Origin of the sequence: Hoeflea sp. IMCC20628 (assembly GCF_001011155.1) — a bacterium.
Classification (GTDB): Bacteria; Pseudomonadota; Alphaproteobacteria; order Rhizobiales; family Rhizobiaceae; genus Hoeflea.
The window spans coordinates 2,741,970-2,768,748 of record NZ_CP011479.1 but is presented as its reverse complement, the minus strand read 5'-3'; the positions used below and the strand labels follow the sequence as shown (position 1 = coordinate 2,768,748).

General features: G+C 60.3%; 24 protein-coding genes. 10 read left to right on the top strand and 14 right to left on the bottom strand.

Annotation, left to right across the window (positions count from 1 at the left end; translation table 11 throughout):
• The first annotated feature begins 126 nt into the window (after window positions 1-126).
• A complete protein-coding gene (locus tag IMCC20628_RS24280; RefSeq protein ID WP_052766421.1) occupies window positions 127-2,205 on the top strand; it encodes a PAS domain-containing protein in 2,079 nt (692 codons plus the stop codon).
• Window positions 2,206-2,413: 208 nt separating this feature from the next.
• Here IMCC20628_RS24280 and cysN read toward each other — a convergent pair whose 3' ends face one another.
• Genes cysN through IMCC20628_RS13180 form a run of 3 tightly spaced genes read right to left on the bottom strand, consistent with a single transcriptional unit; the run spans window position 2,414 to window position 5,651 of the window.
• Window positions 2,414-3,901, bottom strand: a complete 1,488-nt coding sequence (gene cysN / locus IMCC20628_RS13190; RefSeq protein WP_047030602.1) for a sulfate adenylyltransferase subunit CysN — start codon at window positions 3,899-3,901, stop codon at window positions 2,414-2,416.
• Entirely contained in the window at window positions 3,901-4,833 is a 933-nt protein-coding gene (gene cysD / locus IMCC20628_RS13185; protein ID WP_047030601.1) for a sulfate adenylyltransferase subunit CysD, read from the bottom strand. The genes cysN and cysD overlap by 1 nt, the downstream gene beginning before the upstream one ends.
• 20 nt (window positions 4,834-4,853) lie before the next feature.
• Window positions 4,854-5,651, bottom strand: a complete 798-nt coding sequence (locus IMCC20628_RS13180; RefSeq protein WP_082128131.1) for a phosphoadenylyl-sulfate reductase — start codon at window positions 5,649-5,651, stop codon at window positions 4,854-4,856.
• 226 nt (window positions 5,652-5,877) lie between these two features.
• Between IMCC20628_RS13180 and cysQ the strand changes: the two genes are divergently transcribed.
• The gene (gene cysQ / locus IMCC20628_RS13175) at window positions 5,878-6,699 is read left to right on the top strand and encodes a 3'(2'),5'-bisphosphate nucleotidase CysQ (protein WP_082128130.1); all 822 of its coding nucleotides are present in this window, start codon (window positions 5,878-5,880) and stop codon (window positions 6,697-6,699) included.
• 50 nt (window positions 6,700-6,749) lie between these two features.
• Here cysQ and betA read toward each other — a convergent pair whose 3' ends face one another.
• The 8 genes from betA to IMCC20628_RS13135 form a co-directional block, all read right to left on the bottom strand.
• Window positions 6,750-8,426 carry a choline dehydrogenase gene (betA, locus tag IMCC20628_RS13170; protein WP_047032551.1) on the bottom strand — a complete coding sequence of 559 codons (1,677 nt, stop codon included), beginning with the start codon at window positions 8,424-8,426 and terminating at the stop codon, window positions 6,750-6,752.
• Window positions 8,427-8,447: 21 nt separating this feature from the next.
• Window positions 8,448-9,914, bottom strand: coding sequence for a betaine-aldehyde dehydrogenase (gene betB / locus IMCC20628_RS13165; RefSeq protein WP_047030600.1), 1,467 nt, complete (start codon window positions 9,912-9,914; stop codon window positions 8,448-8,450).
• Window positions 9,911-10,555 (bottom strand): glutathione S-transferase family protein, encoded by a 645-nt coding sequence (locus tag IMCC20628_RS13160; protein ID WP_047030599.1) that lies wholly within the window; start codon window positions 10,553-10,555, stop codon window positions 9,911-9,913. Before IMCC20628_RS13160 ends, betB begins: the two co-directional genes overlap by 4 nt.
• Before the next feature lies 1 nt (window position 10,556).
• A complete protein-coding gene (betC, locus tag IMCC20628_RS13155; protein ID WP_047030598.1) occupies window positions 10,557-12,101 on the bottom strand; it encodes a choline-sulfatase in 1,545 nt (514 codons plus the stop codon).
• Window positions 12,098-12,691 (bottom strand): transcriptional regulator BetI, encoded by a 594-nt coding sequence (betI, locus tag IMCC20628_RS13150; RefSeq protein ID WP_047030597.1) that lies wholly within the window; start codon window positions 12,689-12,691, stop codon window positions 12,098-12,100. Before betI ends, betC begins: the two co-directional genes overlap by 4 nt.
• A 266-nt stretch (window positions 12,692-12,957) precedes the next feature.
• Window positions 12,958-13,650, bottom strand: a complete 693-nt coding sequence (locus IMCC20628_RS13145; RefSeq protein ID WP_047030596.1) for a L,D-transpeptidase — start codon at window positions 13,648-13,650, stop codon at window positions 12,958-12,960.
• 69 nt (window positions 13,651-13,719) lie between these two features.
• Window positions 13,720-14,118: a hypothetical protein gene (locus IMCC20628_RS13140; RefSeq protein WP_156174512.1), complete on the bottom strand. Its 399-nt coding sequence runs from the start codon at window positions 14,116-14,118 to the stop codon at window positions 13,720-13,722.
• A gap of 217 nt (window positions 14,119-14,335) precedes the next feature.
• Window positions 14,336-14,527 carry a hypothetical protein gene (locus IMCC20628_RS13135; RefSeq protein ID WP_156174511.1) on the bottom strand — a complete coding sequence of 64 codons (192 nt, stop codon included), beginning with the start codon at window positions 14,525-14,527 and terminating at the stop codon, window positions 14,336-14,338.
• Between IMCC20628_RS13135 and IMCC20628_RS13130 the strand changes: the two genes are divergently transcribed.
• The 4 genes from IMCC20628_RS13130 to IMCC20628_RS13115 all read left to right on the top strand — a co-directional run bounded on the left by IMCC20628_RS13130 (window position 14,521) and on the right by IMCC20628_RS13115 (window position 18,757).
• A complete protein-coding gene (locus tag IMCC20628_RS13130; RefSeq protein ID WP_156174510.1) occupies window positions 14,521-14,901 on the top strand; it encodes a hypothetical protein in 381 nt (126 codons plus the stop codon). The two genes, IMCC20628_RS13135 and IMCC20628_RS13130, sit on opposite strands and share 7 nt — an antisense overlap.
• A gap of 236 nt (window positions 14,902-15,137) precedes the next feature.
• Complete coding sequence (locus tag IMCC20628_RS13125; RefSeq protein WP_047030592.1) at window positions 15,138-16,304, top strand: acetyl-CoA acetyltransferase; 1,167 nt, start codon at window positions 15,138-15,140, stop codon at window positions 16,302-16,304.
• Window positions 16,301-17,056: an SDR family NAD(P)-dependent oxidoreductase gene (locus IMCC20628_RS13120; RefSeq protein ID WP_047030591.1), complete on the top strand. Its 756-nt coding sequence runs from the start codon at window positions 16,301-16,303 to the stop codon at window positions 17,054-17,056. The genes IMCC20628_RS13125 and IMCC20628_RS13120 overlap by 4 nt, the downstream gene beginning before the upstream one ends.
• A gap of 243 nt (window positions 17,057-17,299) precedes the next feature.
• The gene (locus IMCC20628_RS13115) at window positions 17,300-18,757 is read left to right on the top strand and encodes a pyridoxal-dependent decarboxylase (protein ID WP_047030590.1); all 1,458 of its coding nucleotides are present in this window, start codon (window positions 17,300-17,302) and stop codon (window positions 18,755-18,757) included.
• Between the two features lie 91 nt (window positions 18,758-18,848).
• On the opposite strand, the gene IMCC20628_RS13110 is transcribed toward IMCC20628_RS13115, so the two are convergent.
• Together IMCC20628_RS13110 and IMCC20628_RS13105 are read right to left on the bottom strand one after the other, a co-directional pair.
• On the bottom strand, window positions 18,849-19,691 hold the full coding sequence (locus IMCC20628_RS13110; RefSeq protein ID WP_047030589.1) for an EamA family transporter: 843 nt from the start codon (window positions 19,689-19,691) through the stop codon (window positions 18,849-18,851).
• A 96-nt stretch (window positions 19,692-19,787) separates the two neighbouring features.
• Window positions 19,788-20,441: a transglycosylase SLT domain-containing protein gene (locus IMCC20628_RS13105; protein WP_245307773.1), complete on the bottom strand. Its 654-nt coding sequence runs from the start codon at window positions 20,439-20,441 to the stop codon at window positions 19,788-19,790.
• Window positions 20,442-20,826: 385 nt separating this feature from the next.
• Between IMCC20628_RS13105 and IMCC20628_RS13100 the strand changes: the two genes are divergently transcribed.
• Window positions 20,827-21,831, top strand: coding sequence for an asparaginase (locus tag IMCC20628_RS13100; protein WP_047030588.1), 1,005 nt, complete (start codon window positions 20,827-20,829; stop codon window positions 21,829-21,831).
• 23 nt (window positions 21,832-21,854) lie between these two features.
• On the opposite strand, the gene IMCC20628_RS13095 is transcribed toward IMCC20628_RS13100, so the two are convergent.
• Window positions 21,855-22,859, bottom strand: a complete 1,005-nt coding sequence (locus tag IMCC20628_RS13095; protein ID WP_047030587.1) for an AraC family transcriptional regulator — start codon at window positions 22,857-22,859, stop codon at window positions 21,855-21,857.
• Window positions 22,860-22,998: 139 nt separating this feature from the next.
• Between IMCC20628_RS13095 and IMCC20628_RS13090 the strand changes: the two genes are divergently transcribed.
• The 3 genes from IMCC20628_RS13090 (at window position 22,999) to IMCC20628_RS13080 (ending at window position 26,599) form a co-directional block, all read left to right on the top strand.
• On the top strand, window positions 22,999-23,826 hold the full coding sequence (locus tag IMCC20628_RS13090; RefSeq protein ID WP_047030586.1) for an NmrA family NAD(P)-binding protein: 828 nt from the start codon (window positions 22,999-23,001) through the stop codon (window positions 23,824-23,826).
• Between the two features lie 92 nt (window positions 23,827-23,918).
• A complete protein-coding gene (locus IMCC20628_RS13085; protein WP_047030585.1) occupies window positions 23,919-24,404 on the top strand; it encodes an anthrone oxygenase family protein in 486 nt (161 codons plus the stop codon).
• 89 nt (window positions 24,405-24,493) lie between these two features.
• The gene (locus IMCC20628_RS13080) at window positions 24,494-26,599 is read left to right on the top strand and encodes a S9 family peptidase (protein ID WP_047030584.1); all 2,106 of its coding nucleotides are present in this window, start codon (window positions 24,494-24,496) and stop codon (window positions 26,597-26,599) included.
• Window positions 26,600-26,779: the final 180 nt, after the last annotated feature.

The following is a 26,779-nucleotide window of genomic DNA, read 5'->3' as shown; positions in this document are numbered from 1 at the left end:
CATTGATGGGGTGGTTGATACGTGAGACAGCTTGATCCGGAACCAGTCGAACTGGCGTTGCAGCCGGTGATTGACGCCATGCCGGACGGCGTCGCCATCATGTAGCAGGATGGGACCATCCGATGCGTGAATGAAATCTGGCGGCAGTTCAGCAGCGAAAACAACGGTGATCCGACCCACCATTATCTCGGCCAAAATTACATCCACATCTGTCGCGAGAGCGCCGCCAAGGGCGATATGCTGGCTGCGCAGGTCGAAGCCGGATTGGCCAAGGTGCTTTCTGGTGCCAAACAGTTTCAAGTTGAATACCCCTGTCACTCCAAAACCGAGCAGCGCTGGTTCGAGTTGATCGCGACACCGCTTGAACTCGGTGGGGAGCGCTTTGTCCTTATCTCCCATCGCAACATCACGACCAGGGAACTGGCGAAAATCGAGCTGACCCACGCCGAACAGAACACCCGAAATCTCGCGGCAATCGTCGCCACCATGCCCGATGCCGTGATCGCCTTTGATCTTGACGGCCACATTACCAGCTGGAATGCCGCCGCCGAGAAGCTCTATGGATATGACCGCGGAGGTATGGTCGGCCAGTCCATCGAAATGATCTATCCTCCCGACTGGCCGCGAAGGGCCCAGGACTACATTGCGGAAATCGTCGCCGGCGAACTCCAGCATTTCGACGTGACGCGTCAAACCAGATCTGGCCAGTTGCGCACCATTGCAGTCACGGCCGCGCCGGTTCGCTCAGCGTCCGGCAACTTCATCGGTGCCTCAAGCGTGCATCGTGACGTCACTGAAGAGCGCCGGGCCGAGCAAAGGCTGCGCAGCATTCTCGACAACCTCTTCGCCTTTGTCGGTGTGCTGGAGCCTGACGGCACCCTTGTCGAGGCCAACCGCGCGCCTCTGGATGCCGCTGGGATCGACGCCAAGGACGTCATCGGCAAGAAGTTCTGGGATTGCTACTGGTGGAGCTATGCGCCGGAGACCCAGAAACAGATACAGGAATCCTGCGAGCGCGTGCGGGACGGGGACACCGTTCGCTATGATATCCAGGTCCAGGTCGCCGGCGGGCAGCTGATATGGATCGATTTTCAACTGGCGCCGCTTTTCGACAGAGACGGCAAGATCGTCAACCTGATCCCGTCCGGCATTGATGTTTCCGACCGTAAAGCGATGATGGAGGCGCTCGAAACCTCCCACAGCACATTCCAGAACCTGGTCACCGGCTCTCCCTTCGGAATCTACACCGTGGATGCCGACTTTCGCCTTGCCCATGTCAGTGATGGTGCCCAACCGGTCTTTGCCAATGTGCGTCCTCTGATCGGTCGCGATTTTGCCGAAGCACTGCGGGTCATCTGGCCGGCTCCTTTCGCGGAGGAGGCCATTGGCCTCTTTCGGCACACGCTGGCAACCGGAGAGCCCTATCATGCGCCTGCAACCACAGAGCGCAGGCGCGACAGCGAGGTCACCGAATCCTACGATTGGAAACTCGAACGCATAACCATGCCCGACGGTCGCCTGGTAGTTGTGTGCAATTTCTATGATCTGTCCGAACGGCAACGATATGACGAGCATATTCGGTATTTGATGCGCGAGGTAAACCATCGCTCCAAGAACCTGCTGACAGTGGTTATCTCCATGGCGCGTCAGACCGCCCGCGCCAGTCCGCCGGCAGAGTTCATCGACCGGTTTTCGCAGCGGCTGTTTTCCCTGTCGGGATCGCAGGATCTGATCGTGCAGGGCAACTGGGGCGGTGTCAGCGTCAGGGATCTGGTCGAATCGCAACTCAGGCATCTTGGCGAGGAGGTGCAAGCCAATCGCATCAGGATCGAGGGTCCCGAGATGGTCTTCACTCCGACGGCTGCACAAGGCATCGGCATGGCGCTGCACGAACTGTCGACCAATGCGCTGAAATACGGCTCGCTGTCGGGAACTGCGGGCACGGTCTCGATAGACTGGGATACCGTCGAAGACGGCAAGACATTCCGGATCCGGTGGCACGAACATGGCGGCCCACCGGTGGCGCCGCCTCAAGACAGCGGCTTCGGCCGTACTGTAATCGAGCGCATGGCGGCGATATCCGTGGGCGGCAAGGTCGACCTTGACTACGCCCCGACCGGCGTCCAATGGGCCCTTGCAGCGCCCGTCGGAGAGGTGGTGCTGACCGGTGGCGCCGAACTGATAAAATCCATGGGGGAAAGCTGAGACTGACAGCTGCAGTATCGGCAGTGATCGAAATCTTCGTCATCGGCTGTGCGTCAAAGTCCCAGTGCATACTCGAAATCTTCGTGCTCGAAGGCGGGCACCATTCTTGCAATCTCATTTTGAGTCGCCTGCCGTCAGTTCGCGGGTAGGGATGGCCAGAAGCAAGGGGGCCAATTGGCAAACAGGCAAATCGGTCCCGATCCTCACTCTACTCCGCATCAACCTCCTCAGGCCCGGTCACCCGGATCTCGCCGGCATGCGCACGGGCAAATTCGGTTTTCAGGAACGCTTCCAGCAGCCGTGCGGGCAGGGTGACTGTGGCGCGGTCGGCGTCGGGCAAGGCGTCAAAGCGACCGGATTTCGAGCGTTTGCCATCGATCATGCCGCCTGCCACGGTGTTGAGCGTTTCGGGATCAATCAGGATAAAGGCGCCGGTCTCGCGGTTGGTCTCATAGGCATCGAAGATCGCCGTCTCCTCGAAATCGAGCTCGACCACGCCGATGCCGTTCATGGCGAGAAACGGCGCGTCATCCCAGTTGCCTGTGGTCAGATCCAGCGCCGAGGTCGGGCGCACCATCACCCGCTGGCGGCGTGAGCCGGCCTTCAGCCAATAGCGTTTTCCGGGTACGATGCCGTCTTGCGACAAGGCCACCAGCCGGGCGGTAAACGCGCGGCCGGTCTGCGGACGCTGGTCGATGGCAGCGATCATGTCTCCGCGGGCCACGTCAACCGGGCGGTCGAGCACCAGCGTTATGGCGTCGCCGTGAACGGCGGCATTACGCACCAGGTCATAGGTGACGATGGCTTTGACATTGGCCTCGACGCCCGAGGGCAGCACCACAACACTGTCGCCGGGCTTGATCGAGCCGCCGGCAACCGTGCCCTGATAGCCGCGAAAGCCCTCGCCGGGCCGCGAGACCCGCTGAACCGGAAGCCGGAAGCCGGTGGTCTGGCCCGTGCGCTGGGTGGCTTTTTCCAGCGCCTCGACCAGCGTCGGGCCGGAATACCATGGCATCACATCATCGCCGCGCAGCACGATGTTCTCGCCCTTCAGCGCCGAGACCGGAATGGCAATCACCTGGCGCACGCCAAGCGACAGCGCGATTTCCTTGAAATCCCGGGTGATTGCGCGAAATCCGGCCTCGTCATAGTGCGCGAGATCGATCTTGTTGACCGCCAGCACGAACTGCCGGATGCCCATCAACGCCGCGATTGTCGCATGGCGCCGGGTCTGTTCCAGAATGCCGGCGCGGGCATCGACCAGCAGCACGGCGAGATCAGCGGTCGAGGCGCCGGTCGCCATGTTTCGGGTGTACTGCACATGGCCGGGCGTGTCGGCGACGATGAACGAACGCCGGTCGGTGGCGAAATAGCGGTAGGCGACATCGATGGTGATGCCCTGTTCGCGCTCGGCCTGCAGCCCGTCGAGCAGCAGCGCGAAATCGGGCAGGCCGAGTTCGTTCTGCTTGCCGGTGGAATCGCGTCTCAGCGTCGCCGCCTGATCTTCCTTGACCGCCTTGGTGTCCCACAGCAGCCGGCCGATTAGTGTCGACTTGCCGTCGTCCACCGAGCCGCAGGTGATGAAGCGCAAAGGCCGCGCCTGCCTGCCTGCTTTGGCGGTCTGCGGGTCGAGGGTGTTTGCGTGGTCACTGGATTCAACAGATTCAGTATTGCGCGAAAGTGATTGAGAACTCATCAGAAATACCCTTCGCGTTTTTTCTTTTCCATCGAGCCGGACTGGTCGCGGTCAATCGCCCGGCCTTGCCGTTCCGACACCGTGGCAATCTCGAGCTCAGTGATGACTTCGTCGAGCGTCGTCGCTTCCGAGCGCACCGCACCGGTCAGCGGGAAACAGCCGAGCGTGCGGAACCGCACCAGTTCTTCGCGCACTTGCTCATCAGGCAGCAGTTCCAGCCGCTTGTCTTCGGCCAGGATCAGCATGCCGTCGCGTTCAACAACCTTGCGACGTTCGGCAAAATAGAGCGGTACCAGGTCGATGTTTTCGGCCTGGATGTAGCGCCAGATGTCGACCTCGGTCCAGTTTGACAGTGGAAACGCCCGCACGCTTTCGCCCGGATGGATCATGCCGTTGTAGATCGACCACAGTTCCGGCCGCTGGTTGCGCGGGTCCCATGCGTGATCGGGCGTCCGGAACGAGTAGATCCGCTCCTTGGCGCGCGAGGCCTCTTCGTCGCGCCGTGCGCCGCCAAAAGCTGCATCATAACGGCCCATGTCGAGTGCCTGTTTCAGCGCCTGGGTCTTCATGATGTCGGTGTAGCGGGACGAGCCGTGGCTGAACGGGCTGACCTGATCGCGAAGCCCGTCCGGATTGGTGTGGGAAATCAGCTCAAGCCCGTGTTTGGCCACCACCGCGTCGCGGAAGGTGATCATCTCCGGGAACTTCCAGCCGGTGTCGATATGCACCAGCGGAAACGGGAGCTTGCCCGGGTGGAACGCCTTCAGCGCCAGATGCAGCAGCACCGAGGAATCCTTGCCGACCGAATAGAGCATCACCGGGCGTTCGAACTCTGCCGCCACTTCCCGGAAGATGTGGATCGCCTCGTTTTCCAGCGCCTTGAGATGCGGGTCGAGCGGCGGCTTGCCGCGCCCGTGTTCAATCACGTTCATGGGGTAGTCCTTTGAAGGGTTCACGAGGCTGTGACTTTGGGTTGGCCCGCGCGCGTTCCGGAAACAGATGCCGACAGATGCAGCCCGCATTCGCGCCGCTCGTCCTGTTCCCACCACCAGCGCCCGGCGCGTTCCGGTTCGCCCGGCTTGATGGCGCGGGTGCAGGGTTCGCAGCCAATCGACGGAAAGCCCTTGGCATGCAGCGGATTGATCGGCACATCGTCGGCATTGGCGCGGGCCTGCAGCACATCCCGCGACTGGTCGGCCAGCGGATTGACCTTGATCAGGCTCCGATCGGCATCCCATTCGGCCAGTGGCGCACTGGCCCTATTGCCTGACTGGCCGTGCCGCAGGCCGGTGACCCAGATCTCGGCATCAGCGAGCGCCCGGCCCAGCGGCTGCAGCTTGCGGGCATGGCAGCAGGCGTGGCGGGCTTCGACGCTGTCATAAAACCCATTCTGGCCATAAAGCGCGACAAAGCCGTCGACCTCGTCCTTCCAGGGTTTGAAAACCTCGATGGCAAGTCCGTACTGCTCTTCGGTCTCGCCGATCAGCGCCAGCGTCTCGGCAAACAGCCGTCCGGTATCCAGCGTGACAATACGCACATCCGCGTTGGTTGCGGCGATCACCGAGGTCAGCACCTGATCTTCCAGCCCCAGCGATGTGGTGAACACAGCATTGCCCAGCGCTGCAATGCGCAGCATACGCCCCGGCAAGGACAGTTGCGCCAGTTCGCCGGCGAGATTTGCCGCGAACTCAGGTCCGTAGGACGGGCGCGACGAAACGTTGTCGACGGGCAGAGGGTGATGCAGGGGCATGGTTCAGGCTCCGATTAACGCAGCCATAGTCGCGCCTTGCTGCTGCCAAAACGAGGCATCACAGTCTTTTTGTGCGCCCGGTTCAGGTCGGTTGTTCCGCTTGAACCGGGGAGTGCCGCAAAATCTGCCCAATTCGGTCTGATGCTGCGGGCAACAGTGCATTGACCGGAGTAGCCAAACATGTCACGCCATTTGGGTCGAGTAACAAGTATCACGGAGCCCGCTGATGGGCGCGTTTGACTTTGATGATCCTTCCACCGGTTCCATACAGGCGCTGATCCGGGAGCTTGAAACAGTAGCAATTGCTGCTGGCAAGGAGATCCTGGCGGTCCGCGCTGCGGGTGCTACGGTGACGGTCAAATCCGACCGCACCCCGGTGACGCAGGCCGATCAACGGGCCGAAACCCTGATCCTCGATTTTCTCGCCAAATCCTACCCCGGCATTCCCGTGGTCGCCGAAGAACTGGCCGAAGCCGGCCATTGCCCCAGCCACGCCAAGGACATGTTTTTCCTGGTTGATGCGCTCGACGGCACCGGCGATTTCATCGCCGGACGCAATGACTTCACCGTCAACATCGCGTTGATCCGCGGGCAATCTCCGGTCGCTGGCGTCGTCTATGCGCCGGCTCTGGGAAAGATGTGGAGCGGCATCACCGGCCATGCCCAAGTTGCCGAGGTCAGCGCGGAGGGTGAGATTTCCGGCCAGCGCGACATTCACACCAGACAACGTCCCAAAACGCCAGTGGCTCTGGTCAGCGTCACTCACAAGGAACCCGCAACCGACGCCTGGCTCAAAAACATGCCCGAGCATGAGATCGCCAGTGTCGGGTCTTCACTCAAGTTCTGCCTGCTGGCCGAAGGGCGGGCCGATGTCTATCCGCGTCTGGTCTGCCTCAAGCAGTGGGACATCGCCGCCGGAGATGCGGTGTTGCGCGCCGCAGGAGGCATGACGCTGACGCTCGATGGCGTTCCCCTGCGCTATGGTGTCGAGGACGCAAATTTCGGCTGCGCCCGCTTTGTCGGCTGGGGCAGCGCCCCCGACGCGTAAGTCCTGAAAAAGCAAAGGCCCGCAAATGCAGGCCTTCGCTTATTTCAGCTTCAGTTTTGTTTCAGCCGGTCTGTGGTTTTCCAGTCCGGGTTCATCCACGGTTCTAGATTGCTCGGTGCCAGCGGCGTGCGGCCCAGAATGTGATCGGCGGCCTTTTCGCCGGTCATGATCGACGGACCGTTGAGATTGCCATTGGTCACGCGCGGGAAGATCGACGAGTCGGCAACACGCAGGCCCTCGACACCGATGACCCGTGTTTCCGGATCGACCACTGCGTTGGGATCATCGGCCCGGCCCATCCGGCAGGTGCCGCAAGGATGATAGGCACTTTCGGCGTGTTCGCGGATGAAGCCGTCAATCTCTTCGTCGCTCTGGATATCGCTTCCCGGTTGGATTTCCATGCCACGGTATGGATCAAACGCATTTTGTGCAAACACATCACGGGCAATTCGCACAGCCTTGCGGAAATCGCGCCAGTCTTCCTCGTGGCTCATATAGTTGAACCGGATAACCGGGGCGTCCTTGGCGTCCCCCGATCGAAGCGTCACCGCACCGCGTGAGGACGACCGCATCGGTCCGACATGGGCCTGGAAGCCATGCATCGGAGCTGCCGCCTTGCCGTCATAGCGGATGGCGCCGGGCAGGAAATGGAACTGGATATCAGGGTAGGGCACACCTGCCGCCGAGCGCACAAAGGCGGCTGCCTCGAACTGGTTCGAGGTGCCGAGCCCGCGTCTGAGAAACAGCCACTGCGCGCCGATGATCGCTTTCGAAATCAGATTGAGTTTCGAGTAGAGCGTGATCGGCTGGATGCATTCCTGCTGGATATAGACCTCGAGATGATCCTGCAGGTTGGCGCCGACGCCGGGCCGGTCTGCAATCACCTCGATGCCATGCTCAGCCAGATGTGCGCCCGGACCGATACCCGACAGCATCAAGAGCTTGGGCGAGTTGAAGCTTGACGCGGCAATCACCACCTCACGCCGTGCTTTAACAACTTGAATCTTTCCGTGAATCTCGACTTCCACGCCGGTAGCGCGATGATTCTCTATGACAACGCGCTGCGCCAGACCTCTGACAAGACTCACGTTTTTCCGCTTCAGCGCCGGCTTCAGATAGGCTTCCGCCGTCGACCAGCGCTGGCCCTTGTGGATGGTCTGCTCCATCAGGCCAAAGCCTTCCTGACGCGATCCATTGTAATCCTGCGTCACCCCGTAACCTGCCTGTTCGCCTGCATCGATGAACGCCTGAAAAAGCGGATTGACCGCCGGTCCGCGTTGCACATGCAGCGGCCCGTCGGTGCCGCGCCAGCCTTCTTCGCCGCCGATACCACCGCCCTGATGCGAGGTTTCCATGCGTTTGAAATAGGGCAGCACATCGGCAAACGACCAGCCGGAAGCACCTTGGTCCGCCCAGTGGTTGAAGTCCTCCGCATGGCCGCGCACGAACACCATGCCGTTGATGGAGGACGATCCTCCGATCACCTTGCCGCGTGGTGCAGCCAGCCGCCGGTTGCCCAGATTGGCTTCCGGTTCAGTGGAGTAACCCCAGTCATACGTCGACATGTTCATCGGGAAGGACAGTGCTGCCGGCATCTGGATGAACGGCCCGAAATCGGATCCGCCATGCTCAATGACCATCACCGAATGCTTGCCGTCTTCGCTCAGCCGCGCAGCCATGGCGGAGCCAGCCGAACCAGCCCCGATGATGACGAAATCTGCTTGCATGTCACTCATCTTGTTCCGTCCTCAGTAAGGGCTGTCGACAGGCCCGGTGGCCACGTAGACGGTTTTGAGCTGGGTGTAGTGCTCGATGGCCGCACGCGAATTTTCGCGTCCGATGCCCGATTGCTTTACGCCGCCGAAGGGCATCTCGACCGGGGTCAGATTGTAGGTGTTGATCCAAGTGGTGCCCGCCTCGAGATTTGCAACAACCCGGTGTGCACGGGTCAGGTCGGCGGTGAACACGCCTGCTGCCAGGCCGAACTGGGTCGAGTTGGCGCGGCGTAGCGCTTCGTGCTCGTCTTCAAAAGGCAAGACGCTCATCACCGGTCCGAAGATTTCCTCGCGCGCGATTGTCATCTCGTCGGTGACATCGGCAAAGACCGTCGGCTGGATCCAGGCGCCGTTCTCGAACCCCTGAAGCACAGGCACGCCGCCGCCGGTAACCAGCCGGGCGCCTTCGCGTCTACCAGCCTCGATGTAGCCCAGCACCTTGTCGCGCTGCGCCACGGAGACCATCGGGCCGAGATGCGTATCGGGATCGAGCGGATCGCCGATCTGGATCACTTCGGTACGGGCTTTCAGTCTTTCCAGGAAGCGGTCATAGACACCGCGCTGCACGAACACGCGGGTGCCATTCGAGCAGATCTGCCCGGTTGAATAGAAATTGCCCAGCATAGCGCCACCAATGGCGCTTTCGAGATCAGCATCGTCAAACACCAGGATCGGCGATTTGCCACCAAGTTCCATGGTCACTGACTTGATCGTCTGGGCTGCCGCGGCCAGCACCTTGGCGCCGGTCGGCACCGAGCCTGTGAGCGACACCTTGGCAATGTCGGGATGGCTGGCGAGCGCGGCACCCACGTCGCCATAGCCCTGAACCACGTTGAAGATACCTGCAGGCAGGCCGGCATCGGTAAAGGCTTCTGCCAGCAGCAGGGCTGTCAGCGGCGTCATTTCCGAGGGCTTGAAGATGAAGGCGTTGCCGCAAGCGAGCGCCGGGGCGGCTTTCCAGGCAGCAATCTGGATCGGGTAGTTCCAGGCACCAATGCCGGCGCAGACACCGAGCGCTTCACGGCGGGTGTAGGCAAAATCACCGCCACCCAGATCGATATGCTCGCCGGTGATCGCACCGGCCAGTCCGCCGAAATACTCAAGCGCGTCGGCTGCTGATGCCGCATCGGCAACCAGCGTTTCCTGGATCGCCTTTCCGGTGTCGAGTGTTTCGATCCGCGAGAGTTCTTCATTGCGCTCACGCAAGATCTGAGCGGTGCGCAGCAGGATACGTCCGCGTTCGATCCCCTTCAGCGCCGCCCAGGCCGGTTGCGCCGCCTTGGCTGCATAGACGGCTCGCTCGACAATCGCCGGCGTGGCCGAGTGCAGCTTGGCATTGAGCTCGCCAGTAGCCGGATAGATGCTTTCTATCACGGCTCCGGCCGTATCTTCGACATAAACGCCGGCAATGTGGTGGGAAGCTTTGGGTTGTGCGGTCATGGGCGTGTCCTCAGACTTTCATAGGAGACCATCACGTGTTCGCGATAGTGTGGGCGCGCGCTCAGGCGGGCGTAATAGGCATCGAGCGCCGGGGTGACGGCGCGATCGAAATCCAGCGTATAGTAACGGTAAAGCAGGTTGCCGACGATCATGTCGGCAAATGTCAGGTCGGCGCCACCGAGATAGGGGCCATCGCCAAGCCGCCTGTCGAGCATCAGCGCCAGTGGTTTGACGGCTTCGGTGGCGACTTTCAGCTGTTCCGGCGGCAATGGGGTCGACCCAAGCTGCACCAGTGGCCGGAAGACCTGGCCGGCAAAGGCCGGACCAAAACTGGTCTTGATCCATTCCGCCCACATGTCGAGCTGCACCCGGGCAGCAGGATCGCGTGGCCAGAACGCCTCATCGCCATAGGTCGCCACAAGATAACGCACGATGGCCGCACTTTCCCACATCGGGGCGCCATCGCCGTCGCGCAGCACTGGTACCAGCCCGTTCGGGTTCATATCCAGATAATCGGGTGTCTTGTTGCCGCCATGGACATGACCGATGTCGTGGCGCTGATGGGCCAGTCCCAATTCGGCAATAGTCCACATCACGGCCTGCACATTCGACGAAGTTGCTCGTCCCCAGACAGTCAGCATGTCATTCTCCTCTCGGAAAGCGTTTGGAGTCCTCAAGCACGTTGAGGTCCATATGGTTGCGCATGTAGCGCTCCGAGGCCTTCTGCAAAGGCTGAAAATCCCAGGGGTAGTAGTTGCCGTTCCTCAGCGCCTCATAAACCACCCAGCGCCGTGCCTGGCTTTCGCGCACCTCGGCATCGTAGCGCGCCATGTCCCATTTCGACCGGACCTTGATCATGTAGGTCGCGACCCGCTCCGCATGGGCGGGATCCTCCGCCAGATTGACGAGTTCGTCGGGATCGGCATCGAGATCGAACAGTTGCGGTGCATCAAGTTCGCAATGGATGAACTTGTAACGGCCGTCGCGGATTGCCACCAAGGGGGTTTCCGAACCTTCCGCCGCATATTCCATCAGCACCGGCGCTGTCCGGGTTTCGCCCGCCATCACCGGCGTCAGGCTTTCGCCATCGGTCCACGGTGCGACGTCTTCCATTGAGACGCCAGCAAGGTCGGCAAGTGTCGGGGTGATGTCGAGATTGGAGGTTGGTTCCTCAATCAGTCGGCCATCGGCGCCCGGAACCGCAATCATCAGCGGCACACGCGCCGAGCCATCAAAGAAGCTCATCTTGAACCACATGCCGCGTTCGCCCAGCATGTCGCCATGGTCGGAGCAGAACACCACGATGGTGTTGTCCGCCATCCGGGTGGCTTCGAGCGTCGCGAGAATGCCACCGATCTTGTCATCGAGATAGGAGATGTTGGCAAAATAGGCCTGCCGCGAGCGACGGACATTGTCCTCGGTAATGTCAAAGCGTTCTGAGTCATTGGCATTGTAAAGCCGCTGCGAATGCTGATCCATCTCCGCATAAGGGATCGGCGGCACCCGCGGCGTCAGTTCAGCGCAATCCTCGTACAGGTCCCAGTATCTTTTCCGCGCCACGTAAGGATCATGCGGGTGGGTGAAGGAAACGGTGAGCGCCCATGGCCGTGCCGAAGCATCATCGCTGCTGCGCGACAACTGGTGCAGCTTCTGGGTGGCGAAGAACGCCACCTCGTCATCATATTCCATCTGGTTCGAGGTTTCCGCCACGCCCGCACCGGTGACAGAACCGAGATTGTGATACCACCAGTCGATCCGCTCGCCGGGCTTGCGGTAATCCGGCGTCCAGCCAAAATCGGCAGGGTAGATGTCGGTGGTCAGCCGTTCTTCAAAGCCGTGCATCTGGTCAGGCCCGACAAAGTGCATCTTGCCCGACAGGCAGGTGTAGTAGCCCGCGCGGCGCAGATGGTGCGCATAGGTTGGAATGTCAGAGGCATATTCGGCAGCGTTGTCATAGACCCGTGTCCGACGCGGCAATTGCCCCGACATGAACGACGCCCGTCCCGGCGCGCAGAGCGGCGAGGCGGTGTAGTTCTTTGCAAACCGCACTGAACGCGCAGCAAGCTTCTTCAGGTTTGGCGCTTGTAGAAAGTCCGCCGGGCCATCGGGGAACAGGGTGCCGTTGAGCTGATCGACCATGATAATGAGAATGTTGGGACGAGCAGCCCCGGTGCGACTGTCGATCATAAGGTCCTCCGGCGAATTTCCAGCAATTGTGTCTCGATGTGATCCTCAACCAGAGCCACTGCATCATATCGAGCCGGCCCGGTGCCTAGCGCCTTGCGGATGTAGAGCCCGTCAATCATCGCAGCCGCTCCTTCGGCGATGCGCTCGGCGTCGCTTTCTCCGGCCAGCGGGCTCAATCCGCTCAACAGGTTGGAATGCAGCCGTCGGGCATAGATAGACAGCAGCCGCCGGATTTCAGGCGCCCGCTGGGCATCAACGTAAAACGCCAGCCAGGCGGCCACGACCTCGTCGGAAAACTGCTTGTCGGAAAAACTCACGGCAATGACCGCCGAGATCCGGGCGCGGTGGGATCTGGCTTTTGTCAGTGCCTGTTCCGCATCGCGTCTCAACTCGCGCAGCATCGCGCGAACAGATTCGATGATCAACTGATCCTTGGACCCGAAATAGTGATGCGCCAGCGCCGGCGAGACGCCGGCTCGTCCGGCGATGTCGGACATTGTCACATCCATTGTACCGCGCGCACCGATGGCCTCGATGGCAGCGTCGGTCAGCGCCTTGCGGCGGATTGGTTCCATGCCGATTTTTGGCATTCGTGCTCTCCAGGTCTTGGATCATCCCGCAAGCGAGTTGGACCTAGAATGTAGGCTTGATTGACTGCTCAATCAATTAAAAACGGTTGATTGCTTAATGTGGTGGCATTTTCGCCATCCTCGGCATCAGATCCTGCAGGCAAATCCAGATGCACCCATCGCTGTTCGGTGAGGCTGAAAGGGAGGATAGTGCCGGTTGTGACTTGCTGCGAGATCACCGGGGCGGCGGGGATATGTCTCCGCCACCTTGGTGGTGTTTCAGGCGATCAGACCATGCCCCCCGGCATCACAGAGGGTCGGACAATCACTTTCGATCCGTCGCGAACCCGCGCATGCAGATCAATGATATCCTGATTGAGCATCCGGATGCATCCCGACGACACGGCTTTGCCGATGGAATTGGCTTCCGGATTGCCGTGAATCCGGTACAGCGTGTCCTTGCCGTTCTGGAACAGATAGAGGGCGCGGGCGCCGAGCGGATTGTTGGGCCCCGGCTCCATCCCGCCATTGGCGACAGAGTAGGGCGTCAGCTCGGGATTGCGCGCCACCATGTCGTCGGGCGCCTTCCAGCGTGGCCATTTGCGCCGGTACTGAACCACAGCGTCGCCGGCCCAGGAAAATCCCTGGCGGCCGACACCAATGCCATAGCGCATGGCGTTGCCGCGACCTTCCACCAGATGCAGGTAGAACGCGTTCGGATCGACGATGAGTGTTCCCGGTGCTTCGTTGGGGAACGGATTGACCACCTGCTGGCGCCAGAAACGTTCGGGCACGATGCCGTTGGGGACTGCGGGGATCGGATAGGGTTCGTCAAGCACAGCGCCATAGGCGGCCGGCATCACCCTGGGTGCCGGTTCGATTGCGGGCTTGGAACTGATGTCATTGCTGCTGCCAAATGTGGTGCAGCCGGAAAGCACAGCCAGCGGAGCTGCGCCCAGAAAAAGGCGTCGGGTTATCATGGGTCTTGGTCCTTTGAGGCTGAAGGGGAGCGGAACTGACAGACGAAGTGACAGTTCCTCATCGTTACGTCAGCGGGACCGAGGCGGTCTGAAGATCCGGCTTGAGCGCAGATTGTCAGCCGCGCCACCAAGCTGGGTCTCAAAGCTCCGGGCCGTGCCGAGAAGGATCAGCCGCGGTGTTGAAGCGGTGTATCCGGTGTCGAGCGTGCAGTTGGACCATGTGATGGCGCCGCGCTGGCAGCGCTTGCTGGGCACAGCACCGGTCTTCGCATTTGCCATCGCACCGGAGTGGACGAGTTCCACCGGCTGCGGAAACACCGCCGCCTTTGAGGACAACCCACGCGAAAACGGACCGGTCAACGCGAGCGTGGCGGTCAGGAAACACAGAAGGAGAATACGGTGCATAGGCATCAGGATGGTCTTAGCGGCAAATGTGGCCAATTCCAGTCCCGTTTGCACCAAGCTCATCAAATCTTGGTGAGACTCGAAAAGTGCAGCCCACAGCCGCAAACGACGGATGCAATCCTCAATGCGAATTTTTTGACCCGGTTGCGTGGCTTTTGCTATCACTGTCTGCAGCAAACAAATGCCATGGTTAATCAATGGTAAATAGTAAAAGCTAATTATAAACAGATAGATATGGCGATTTCATGCAGTTCGGCGCCACGACAGGACGCTGCTCTGGTCAACTGCCGGTGATTTCCATGAAACCATTCCCGCACAGCGGCATTTGGTCTTTGTGGTGAAGCGCTGCGGCTTGCCGCAACGGCTTTGGATCTTTTAAACCCGACACGGCGATGCGCCGGCAAGGCACGCTGCGCTGCAATTCGCCAAGACCGATCGATGCCACTGGTTGAAGGACCTTTTTCGATGCCATCTCAGCATGCCGCCGCAACATCCTCCTCCAATTACCTGACCAGGATGGCTCTCGATCAGCAGGAACGGAAATGGCCCCGGCGCGATTGCAGCGTCCTGTTCAATATCTTTTTCATGCGCAAGGGGGTCCGCCAGATCAGCAAGGCACAATTGCGCGTCTTCAACATCTCCGAAGGCGGATTGCTCGCCACATCGCGCCGCACCGATATCCCGGACAATTTCTACATCAGCATCGGTGACAAGCAGATGCTCATCGCTTGCGCCATTGTCGGCCGGCAGGACGGCATGCTCAACATTCGCTTCCTCCACGACCTGCCGACGGTCTTCATCGATGTGGTCGCCTCCCTGCAGGATCCATTTGCGCTGCTCGAGTAAATCCGTCCGGCGCTTTATGGTCTGGAAGGCCACGCCAACTGAATTTTGTCGCTCGCCTGATCTCCAATCGGCGTTGGCCGGCCATTGCCTGATCAGGCCGACGCAAACCGCAATCCACGATGCGCCAAAATATAATCCGCCGATCAAATCGCTTGAAATCTCCAAGCCTCTTTACAATGCTGTCCGCGCCCCCAAAACTGCGCGGCAGCATTTCGAGATTCCGGGAGTAGACATTCATGACCGCTTGCATCATCGGCTGGGCCCATACGCCCTTTGGCAAACACACCGACGAAACAGTTGAAAGCCTGGTCACCAGAGTGGCGCGCGAGGCGCTTGAGCATGCCGGGCTTGAAGCCGGCGATATTGATGAAATCTATCTCGGTCACTTCAACGCAGGCTTTTCGGCGCAGGATTTTACCGCCAGCCTGGTGCTGCAGGCCGATGATGGCTTCCGTTTCAAACCGACAACTCGCGTGGAAAACGCCTGCGCCACCGGCTCCGCAGCTGTCCATCAGGGCATCAAGGCCATTCGCGCAGGTAGCGCGCGCCGGGTGCTGGTGGTCGGCGTCGAACAGATGACCACGACGCCTGGACCGCAGATCGGCGCCAATTTGCTCAAGGCCTCCTATCTGCCCGAGGATGGTGAAACGCCCGCAGGCTTCGCCGGCGTGTTCGGCAAGATCGCCGATGGCTATTTCCAGAAATATGGCGACCAGTCAGACGGCCTCGCAGCCATTGCCGCCAAGAACCACAAGAACGGGGTCGAAAATCCCTGGGCGCAGATGCGCAAGGATCTCGGCTTTGAATTCTGCCGCACCGAGAGCGACAAGAATCCGTTCGTCGCCGGCCCGCTCAAGCGCACCGACTGCTCGCTGGTCTCCGACGGTGCCGCAGCCATCGTTCTCGCCGATGTCTCGACCGCCATGCAGGCACCACGCGCCGTTCTGTTCCGCGCCGCCGAGCATGTGCAGGACTTTTTGCCGATGTCCAAGCGCGACATTCTCGCCTTTGAGGGCTGCGCGCTCGGCTGGAAGCGGGCTTTCGCCAATTCCGGTACCTCGCTGGATGATCTCTCCTTTGTCGAAACCCACGACTGCTTCACCATTGCCGAACTGATCGAGTATGAAGCCATGGGTCTGGCCAAGCCGGGGCAGGGCGGCTATTTTGCCATGAGCGGCGAAACCCAGAAGGATGGCCGCCTGCCGGTCAATCCATCCGGCGGCTTGAAAGCCAAGGGCCACCCGATCGGCGCCACCGGCGTGTCGATGCATGCGCTCACCGCCATGCAACTGACCGGTGAGGCCGGCGGTATCCAGATCAAGGACGCTGAACTCGGCGGCATCTTCAATATGGGCGGCGCAGCGGTCGCCAATTACGTCTCCATCCTCGAGCGCATCCGGTGACCACCGGTGCAGCCAGTCACGTTGTGGTCACCGGCGGTGCGTCGGGCATAGGCGGGGCAACGGTGCTGGCGCTGATCGATGACGGCGCCACCGTTACCATCCTTGATGCGAGCGACGATGCCGTGGCCCGCTCGGAGGAAAGGCTTGAAGGCGAGGATGTGCTGGCGCTGGTCTGTGATGTCACCGACGAGGACGAGGTGGCCGAGTGCCTCTCACAGGCCGTTGACGCCTTCGGCCCGATCACCGGTCTGGTCAATTGCGCCGGCATTGCCCGCGATATTCCGGCTGAAAAAACCAGCGCCGAGATCTTCCGCCAGATCCTCGACGTCAATCTCACCGGCAGCTTCATTATGTGCCGCGCGACGCTCGAGCAGATGGGCGACACGCTGGCCATCGTCAATCTCGCATCCGCATCGGGTATCCGGGCCAATGCCGGTCGTGTCGCCTATGGCGCGTCCAAGGCGGGCGTCATCATGATGAGCCAGGTTCTGGCCAATGAATGGGGCGCCAGCGGCGTCCGCGTCAACGTCGTCGCTCCGGGCCCGGTCGACAGCCCGCTGATTTCACAGCTGCACACGATGGAAGACCGCAAGCGCTGGACCAGCAAGATCCCGCTTCGCCGCTACGGCCGACCGGAAGAGATCGCCGACGCCATCCTGTTCCTGCTCTCCCCCCAGGCCAGCTACATTAACGGCCAAGTGCTGACCGTCGATGGCGGGTTTTCGTCATCTGGGATTATTGCAGGTCAGTGAGATTCGTCTCTCTCATCGCAAGTCTGTCCATCCGCAAACTGGTGTCTATTTGCAGAACGTGCTGGTGCCCAACGTTTCTGCAGGTTTGACAGCTACGGAAAACTCCAACTATTCTTTGCTTTACTATAGTAATGGTTTGAGCAGTCGTACGAAATTTTGTAAACAATGTGATGCGACTATCCAAAAATTTGGGTGATCTTTGTGCGCACGAAATGACGCGCGGCACCCGAGCAAGGGGGCCACATGGACTATGAGACACTCGATCCCGAAGACTGGGCGCAAACCCAAAAACTGGCTCATGCCCTGGTCGACAGCGCGATTGATTACACAAAAAATGTAAGAGACCGGCCAGTCTGGCGCGACATGCCCGGTGATATCAGGGATCGGTTCCTCACCGATGTTCCCAAGACCGCGACGCCTTTGGCAGACATCCTGCGCGATGTCGATGACACTGTGATGGCCTATCCAATGGGCAACACGCATCCACGCTTTTGGGCGTGGTACATGGGAACCAGCAATTTCACCGGCGCCATGGCTGATTTCATTGCTGCTGTCCAAGGCTCCAACCTTGGCGGTGGTAACCACGCGGCGGCGTTGATGGACCAGCAGGTCGTCCAGTGGCTTCGTCAAATGATTGGCATGCCGGAAGGAGCAAGCGGCACACTGGTCAGCGGCGGCTCGGTCGCCAACTTGATCGGCTTGACTGTAGCCAGAAACACAAAGGCCGGAATCGATATCCGTGAAGAAGGCCTGATGGCGCTGCCTGCACCTTTGCGTTTTTATGGCTCTGACCAGATGCACAGCTGTCACCAACAGGCGATGGAGACGCTTGGGCTGGGGAACAAAGCCCTGTTCCGGATCCGAACAGGCGGCGATATGACAATGGATCTGGAAGCGCTGAAATTTGCCGTGGCCGATGACCGGGCGAACGGCGTAGTACCAGCCTGCGTGATCGCTACCGCCGGGACGGTCAATACAGGCGCAATCGACAACCTCGCGGCAATCGCCGATTTTTGCCATGAGCAGGACATCTGGCTTCATGTTGATGGTTGTATTGGCGCGCTTGTTGCCATCGCTCCGGAAAATCGCTGGCGGGTTGAAGGCATTGAACGCGCTGATTCAATCGCCCTTGATCCACACAAATGGTTGCATGCGCCATTTGAAGTTGGCTGTGCGCTCATTCGCTCAAGGACAGCGCATTTGTCCACGTTCTCGCTCACGCCTGAATATTTGAAGACCGCAAACCGGGGTTTGGCGGCGGCGCAATGGCTTCATGATTTCGGCATTCAGACATCGCGCGGGTTTCGTGCGCTCAAGGTCTGGATGTCGCTTCGCGAACACGGTGTCGAGAAATTCGGACGGCTGATAGATCAGGATATCGCCAAAGGCGCCCACCTGTCGCGTTTGGTGGAGGAAGCGGAAAATCTTCATCTGATGTTTCCGACCAGCATCAACATTGTCTGCTTTCGCTACGATCCTGGCGGGTTGGATGAAGCGGAGCTGAAAGCTTTGAACATCGAAATCATGCTGCGCCTGCAAGAGAATGGAATTGCAGTGCTGTCAGATACGACTGTTCACGGCCAACATTGTCTGCGCGCAGCGATCAACAATCACCGAACGGCAAACCAGGATCTGCAGTTGGTGGTTCGGGAGGTGCAAAACCTTGCAGCGATTGTCCTCAAGGACACCGCCGGTAGCTGAGGCCAACTGAGACATCAAGGCCGGCTGCCGGGGAGCTCAGCCAATTGCTGGCATGGCAGTCGTACAGTGATCCCCATAGCAGCAATTGGGCTTACCCCCGCCGCTTGATCGACACCCCTACCGCCGTCGCGCCGATGACCAGTGCCATGCCGGCCCATTGAAACGGGCTGAACCATTCACCCAGTGCTATTGCGCCAATTGCGGTTGCGACTATCGGGCTTGCCAGCGCCAGATAGGCGGCACTCGGACCGAGCTTGCCGATGCCGCGGGTCCAGACGAAATAGGCAAACGCGGTGCCCAGGATTATCAACCAGCCATAGCCGAGAATTTCGGTGAGTCCCGGCGCTGGCGGAAGCCCTTCAAACACCAGCGCCACCGGCATCAGTATGGCGCCGCCGAAAATCAATTGCCAGGTGGTGGTTTCCAGTGGCGTGCCCATCCGGCCCCAGCGGTCGATCAGAACAGTGCCGATGGCCATCGACAGCGCCCCGCCAATGGCGGCCGCCACGCCGATCGGGTCGGGATGCGCGTCTGGTGAAAGCACAAGCAGCCCAACACCAACAACGCCGGCGATTCCCGCCAGAATCTGCACCGGGTGCGGCGCGCGACCAATCAGCCAGGCCGAGATCAGGATCACCGCCAGCGGCTGAATTGCGCCCAGCGTTGCCGCCAGCCCGCCCGGCATTCGCGCCGCGGCAACAAACAGCAGCCCGAAGAAGACCGCGATATTGCTTAATCCGATCACCGCATGACGCATCAGCGCCGCCAGCGGCGGAATCCGCGGATTGAGCATCAGCAGGATCAGCCCGGCCGGCAGCGCCCGCACCGCGCCTGTCAGCAATGGATGGCTGACTGGCAGAGTTTCGGTGAACACCGCATAAGTGGTGCCCCAGAGCATTGGCCCCAGAAGGGTAATCAGGATTGTGCGCAGCATGGAAGGTGATTGAAATCCGGTGAGTAGGGCGCCAGCTTATCAAGCCTTCCTGCAGGTGCAATCAGGAAACCGTCGCGGTGTAGGCTTTGTCTGTATTCAGCCAATCAATCCGGGGCGCAGGCCTTCGGTGAGCAGGGCCAAAACCTTCTCAGCCGCGTCGGCCTTGGTCACCTGACCGTTGCGATTTACGTCGAGACCGCGATTGAGCTTGTAGGCGGTTGAGCCTTTGCGAAACAGAACATAGCTTGTGTCCTTGTCGACGGCACGGGGATAAAGCACCGCCATATAGGCGCTCGCCAGATCGCCCATCCGACCCGCATAGGGGGTGAGGTAGCGCTCGACATAGTCGAGTTGATCAATCGCACTCATCATCGCCAACCGGGCGGTGGTCGTTCCGAGGCCTTTGGCGGTTGCCGGCATGAACTGAATCAGTCCAGTGGCCCCCGATCCGGCCTGATTGGTGATGCCGGGGTCAAATGTGCGACCGGTCTCGAACGCCATGATCGCCATCAGGTGGTTAGGGTCCATGTCCAGACGCCGGGAGATAGTGATTGCCTTGTGTTTGAATGGTGCCGAGACCCGCGCCCCCCAGGCGATGTTTGTGTCGGCATCAGCGGCCGGCATCTGCGGGCGGCTCGTCGCCGCGCCGATAGGACCGGGAGAGGCGGCAGGGCTGGATGTGTCCGGCACTGGCGCGGTCCGCCGCGTCAGCCACGATATCAGGCTGTTGAAAAAGGAAAGCCGAGCCATGGTGTCTCCGATCTGCAAGACGATCCGTTTTGATCATGGGCCCGAGTTTAGGCAGGGATTGCCAGGATGGGGACGTTTGGGCGCTGTTGATTGGGCCTTCCCGAGGGACGTTGCTGCTGGGTTTCAGCTGCCTCGGCAGGCTTGTGATCGCTTTCCGGACCGTAATTATTAATGCAATTTCAGATCGCTACGGACGCGCTGTCGTATGATAGATCCGCGAGATACGTTAGCCGGGAAAAACCACGGGACGGTCGTCCTTTCGATGTCCCGCCTTCGTTTTGTCTCCGCCTCTTGCCCAAAACCCACGCTTCTGCGATCAATCAGGCCAGCAAACCGGCCACAACCGCCGGTCAGCCACCGTCAACCCGATTCCAGGAAACACCCCATGCAAAACCCCGTTCTAGTTGAAGTCACCCGTGGCCAGATGGTTGAAAGCCGGCATCGCGGCATGGCTGTCGTGGTGGATGGCGACGGCGCGGTGGTGATGAGCCTAGGCGAGGTCGAAACTCCGGTGTTTCCGCGCTCGGCGGTGAAATCCATGCAGGCGCTGCCGCTGGTCGAGACCGGCGCAGCCGACCGCTACAGTTTTGGCAACATGGAACTGGCGCTTGCCTGTTCATCTCATTCCGGCGAATCTGAACATATGCGGCTGGCCGGCGATATTGTCGCCCGCGCCGGTCTGTCGGAAGCCGATTTCGAGTGCGGCTGTCACTGGAGTTCCGAACAAAAGGTGCTGATCGATCAGGCCCGTGCAGGCGGCAAACCCAACCAGCTCGGCAACAATTGCTCCGGCAAACATGCCGGTTTCCTCTGCCTGTCATGCCACGCCGGCGTCGACCATCACGGCTATGTCGGCTATGATCATTTCGTCCAGTCATCGGTCCGCGATGTCATGTCCGATCTCACCGGTACCGCGCTCGGTCACGACAATTGCGGCACAGATGGTTGCTCGATCCCGACCTATGCAGCGCCTCTAAAAAGCATCGCCCACGGTTTTGCCCGCATGGCGTCGGGCACAGGCCTTGGGTCTGAGCGCGCAAAGGCGGCACAACGGCTGATGTCAGCCTGCATGGCCGAGCCCTGGTATGTCGCAGGCACACGCCGCGCCTGCACCGAACTCATGCAGATCGCGCCCGGCAAGATCTTCGCCAAGACCGGCGCCGAGGGCGTCTTCTGCGCCACCATTCCGGAAAAAGGCTACGGCATCGCGCTCAAATGCGAGGACGGTTCCACCCGTGGCGCCGAAGCGATGATCGGCGCGGTTCTAGGCAAGCTGTTTGCCGATGATCAGGATCTCTCCGCCAAGCTCGGCAACTGGTCGAAAAAAACCATGAAAAACTGGAACGGCATTGAAGTCGGCACCATCCGCCCGGCAGGCGAACTGGCCTGACCACACGCAGATCTTGGCAAGCTCTATCCGGTTTTGGCCGGCCGCAGATCCGGAATAACCGCTCCCGCGTGCCCGGGCTCGGCTCTGCGAATGCTGCCCGGCGGTTTGCCGAACACACGCTTGAACGCCCGGCAGAAGGCTGCTTCCGACTGATATCCGAGATCGCCTGAAATTGCCGCCAGCGCATCGGTGGTATCGATCAGCCGGCTGCGGGCCATGCGCATGCGCCAGTCGGTCAGGTAACGCAGCGGCGTTTGCCCCACCAGGTTGGCAAAGCGCGCCGCGAAGGCCGAGCGCGACATGCCGACATGGACCGCCAGCGAATCCACACTCCAGTCTTCGCCGGGGCGGCGGTGCATCAGCGCCAGCGCCTTGCCGATCTGCGGATCGCGTAGCGCTGCCAGCCAGCCGGTCTCGGTCGTCGGCGCTGTTTCCAGCCAGGACCGGATCGCCTGGATCACCACCACATCCGACAGCCGCGTGATCACTGTCTCGCCGCCGGGTTTCAGCGAGGCTGCTTCACTGGCGATGAACCGCAGCGTGCTCTGCAGCCAGCCGCCGGTCTGGTCATCCCAGGCGTCAATGCCGATGATTTGCGGAAGCAGCTTGAGCAGGTGCTCGGCGGCGACATCGTCAAACCGCACCACGCCATACATGGTGCGGGTCATCGCGCCGCCGCCGCCATGGCGCATGATCTCGTAGCGTTGGCTGACCTTCTCCACCGGCAGGTCAAACAGCGGTTCGCCCGCAAGCCCTGCAGCATTGGAGATTGTATGCGGCGTCCCGTGCGGGATCAGCGCCAGGCATCCCTGCGACAGCAGCCGAGGCTCCATCCCTTCAAGTTCCAGCCACAAGGCGCCGGAGGTGGCCACCACGAAGGACATCACCCCTTCAAGCCGCGGAATGGCGATCGCCCAGGGCGCAGTCAGTTCGCCACGGCAATAAAGCGTGCCGGTCAGCCGCAGCATGTGCAGCGTTTCGGCGAGAGGATCGGAGGTGACGGGAATGCTTGGTTCAGAGGTTGTCATGAGGTCAGATTAGTCAGCCATCTGCTAATTGTCCATCAGTCTGGACGATCTGCATATCATCGCGGTTTTTCAATCATTGTTCATCCGGAGATGCGGGGTTAGGTCCTGCTCATCGTTAATTGAGCGCAAGGAGCTACCCATGCAAAAGCCACCCATTCTCGTCATCGGATCAACCGGCAAGACCGGCAGCCGCATCGTCAAGTCACTCAGAGACAAGGGCTATTCAGTACGCGAAGGCTCGCGCAATTCGGCTGTTCCCTTCGACTGGGACCAGCCTGAAGCCTGGACCGCAGCGCTTGCGGGCGTGCATGTCGCCTACGTCTCCTATTTCCCTGATCTTGCCTTTCCGGGTGCTACGGACAAGATCGAGGCCCTGACCAAAATCGCCAGGGCCAGCGGCGTCCGCAAGCTGGTCTTGCTGTCGGGCAGGGGGGAAGCCCACGCCCGCAAGTGCGAAGACATCATCCGCAATTCCGGCCTGGAGTTCACGCTCGTCCGCGCCGCCTGGTTCGCGCAGAATTTCTCCGAAGGCTATCTGCAGGCCCCGGTTCTGGACGGTATGGTGGCGCTGCCTGCCGGTGACATCAAGGAGCCGATTGCCGATGTGGATGACATCGCTGATGTCGCCGTCGCAGCGCTGACCGATGACCGCCACAATGGCGAACTCTACGAGATCACCGGTCCCAGGCTTCTGAGCTTCGCTGAGGCTGCGGCCGAGATTTCCGCCGCCGCCGAAATTCCCGTCCGTTACATGCCGATCACGCTCGAGCAGTTCCATGAAGCAATGCTTGGCATCGGCGGACAAGTCATCGCCGATGTCTTTACAGAAATCTGCCGCGAAACCCTTGATGGCCACAATGCCTATCTCACCGATGGCGTTGAGCGCGCATTGGGCCGCAAGCCGCGTGATTTCGCTGACTTTTGCCGCAACGCCGCAGCCTCCGGTGTCTGGAAAAAAGCGGCCTGACACCATCCCTGACGACCGGCTGCGCGTCAGCCGGTCGAAGTTCACCTGTCTGAAACCCCGGGGCCCAGCGCCCGCAACTGAAAGCAAAGCTCATGTCTTTATGGTTCATCCTGCTTAGTGCAGCATCCGTCCTTGCCTATGCCGCCATTGGCGGCGTGTTACTGGCGTTTTCCGATTTCCTCATGCGATCGTTCAATCTGGTCACCGGTCAGGGCGGCATTGAATCCATGCAGGTCCTTAATGTCGAGATCATGCGCTCGATCTTCATGGTGCTGTTCATGGGGCTGACGCTGGTCTCGCTGATCATCGTTGTCTATGCGGCGGTCAATCTCGCCGGTACGCCGCGGCTTCTGTTGATGCTGGCCGGTAGTCTTTACCTCGTCGGTGTCTTCGCGCTCACCGCCGCCGGCAATGTGCCGCTCAACAACCAGCTGGCAGCCCTTGCTCCCGCAACGCCGCAGGCTTTGGAGTTCTGGAAGCAGGCCTACATGACGCGGTGGGTCAGTCTCAACACTGTGCGGACGATTGCCTGCATGCTCGCATCCGGGTTGACCCTTGCAGCCCTTGTCATCCGGTAGGCGTTTACCCTGCCTGCCGGTTTTCCCGCGGCGCTGCCTTGATCCCGCCTGTCACGGCCTCTATGTCGGGGAGACGCATTTTTTCGATCATGGAGTTCTTCTTGTCCGCATTTTCAAACTTGCCTGCTGCCCCCGTCGCTGAAAAACGCCCTCTCAGTGATACCCGCCATGGCGTCACCCGCACCGATGACTATGCCTGGATGCGCGATGGCAACTGGCAGGCGATGTTCAAGGATCCAGCCCTTCTCGATCCGGCGATCCGCACCCATCTGGAAGCCGAAAATGCCTACCAGCAAGCCGCCATGGCCGACACGGAAGCCCTGCAGAAGACGCTGTTTGCCGAAATGCGCGGCCGCATCAAGGAAGACGACAGCTCGGTGCCATCGCCCGATGGTTCCTGGCTCTACGGCGTCCGCTTCGTGACCGGCGGCGAACAGCCAAAATATTTCCGCATCCCGCGCGACGGCGGCGACGAGCAGATGATGCTCGATGGCGATCTCGAGGCCGAGGGCAAGGCTTATTTCCGGCTCGCAGGCGCCGACCATTCGCCCGATCATGCGGCGATGGTCTGGGGCTATGACGACAAGGGCTCGGAATTCTTCACCCTCAAGGTGCGCGATCTTGCCACCGGTGAAGACAGTTCCGACCTGATCGAGAACACCGGTGGCGGTGCTGCCTGGGCGGCTGATTGCACCGGTTTCTTCTACACAGCCGTTGATGACAACCATCGTCCCAACCGGATCTTGTATCACCGCCTCGGCACCGCACAGGCCGAGGATGTGCTGATCCATGAGGAGACTGATTCCGGCTTCTTCATGGGCGTCTCCGACACCCGGTTGAACGATTTTATCATGATCGGCGTCAATGATCACGAGACATCGGAATACTGGATCATGCCGGCTGACGATCCTGCGGCCAAGCCCAAGCTGGTGGCCAGACGCGAAACCGGCGTTGAATATTCGCTCAGCGAAGGCGGGGATGTGTTTTACATTCTCACCAATTCTGATGGCGCCAAGGACTTCAAGATCATGCAGACCCCGGTTGAAAGGCCGGAGCCGGCCAACTGGAGCGAAGTCGTGCGCCACAAGCCGGGCCGGCTGATCCTGTCGGTCAGCGCCTACCGCAATCATCTGGTCTGGATGGAGCGCGAAAACGGCCTGCCGCGGATTGTTATCCATGACCGTACCAGCGGCGAAGAACATGCTATCGCCTTTGATGAAGAGGCCTATTCGCTCGGCTTCCAGGGCTCGATGGAATACGACACCGACATCGTCCGCTTCAGCTATTCGTCGATGACGACGCCATCCGAACTCTATGATTACAACATGTCGACCCGCGAGCGCACGCTGCTCAAGCGCGACGAGGTGCCGTCCGGTCACACCCCCGGCGACTACATCACCCGCCGGGTCATGGCCCCGTCCGCAGATGGCGAACAGGTGCCGGTGACGCTGCTTTACCGCCGCGACACGCCGCTTGATGGAACCGCACCGTGCCTGCTCTATGGCTATGGCTCCTACGGCATCGCAATTCCGGCGAGCTTCAACACCAGTTGCCTGTCGCTGGTCGATCGCGGCTTTGTCTATGCCATCGCCCATATTCGCGGCGGCAAGGAAAAAGGCTTTGGCTGGTACGAGGCCGGCAAGCGCGGCAACAAAACCAACACCTTCACCGACTTCATTGCCGCCGCCCGTTATCTCGACACTGAGAACTTCACCTCGCATGACCGCATCGTCGCTCAGGGCGGTTCTGCCGGTGGCATGCTGATGGGCGCCGTCGTAAACATGGCGCCTGACGCCTTTGGCGCCATCATCGCCGCGGTTCCCTTTGTCGATGTGCTCAACACCATGCTCGACGACACGCTGCCCTTGACCCCGCCGGAATGGCCCGAATGGGGCAACCCGGTGGTCTCGCTCAAGGACTATCAGACCATTGCCGGCTACTCGCCCTATGACAATGTCACAGCCCAGGCCTATCCGCCGATCCTGGCGGTGGCGGGTTTGACAGATCCGCGTGTGACCTACTGGGAACCTGCCAAATGGGTGGCGCGCTTGCGCGAAATGTCCACCAGTTCGGCGCCGGTGCTGTTCAAGATCAATATGTCCGCCGGTCATGCCGGTGCTTCAGGCCGTTTTCAACGGCTGGAGGAGGTCGCCTATGAATATGCTTTCGCGCTCAAGGTGACCGGCAAGATTTAAACTTGAAAGAGGTATTTATATATGCGGGCTATACTGGCCGAGATGCTAGGGAGGAGGCTCGCAATCAGCGACTAATTTGAAAAAATAGCCTCAAAAGGATCTTTGCTAAAATTTTACCAAGCTGATTAAGGTGATGCTCATAGACCTCGTTGTATTTGTACCTATGAACAAATTTAACGC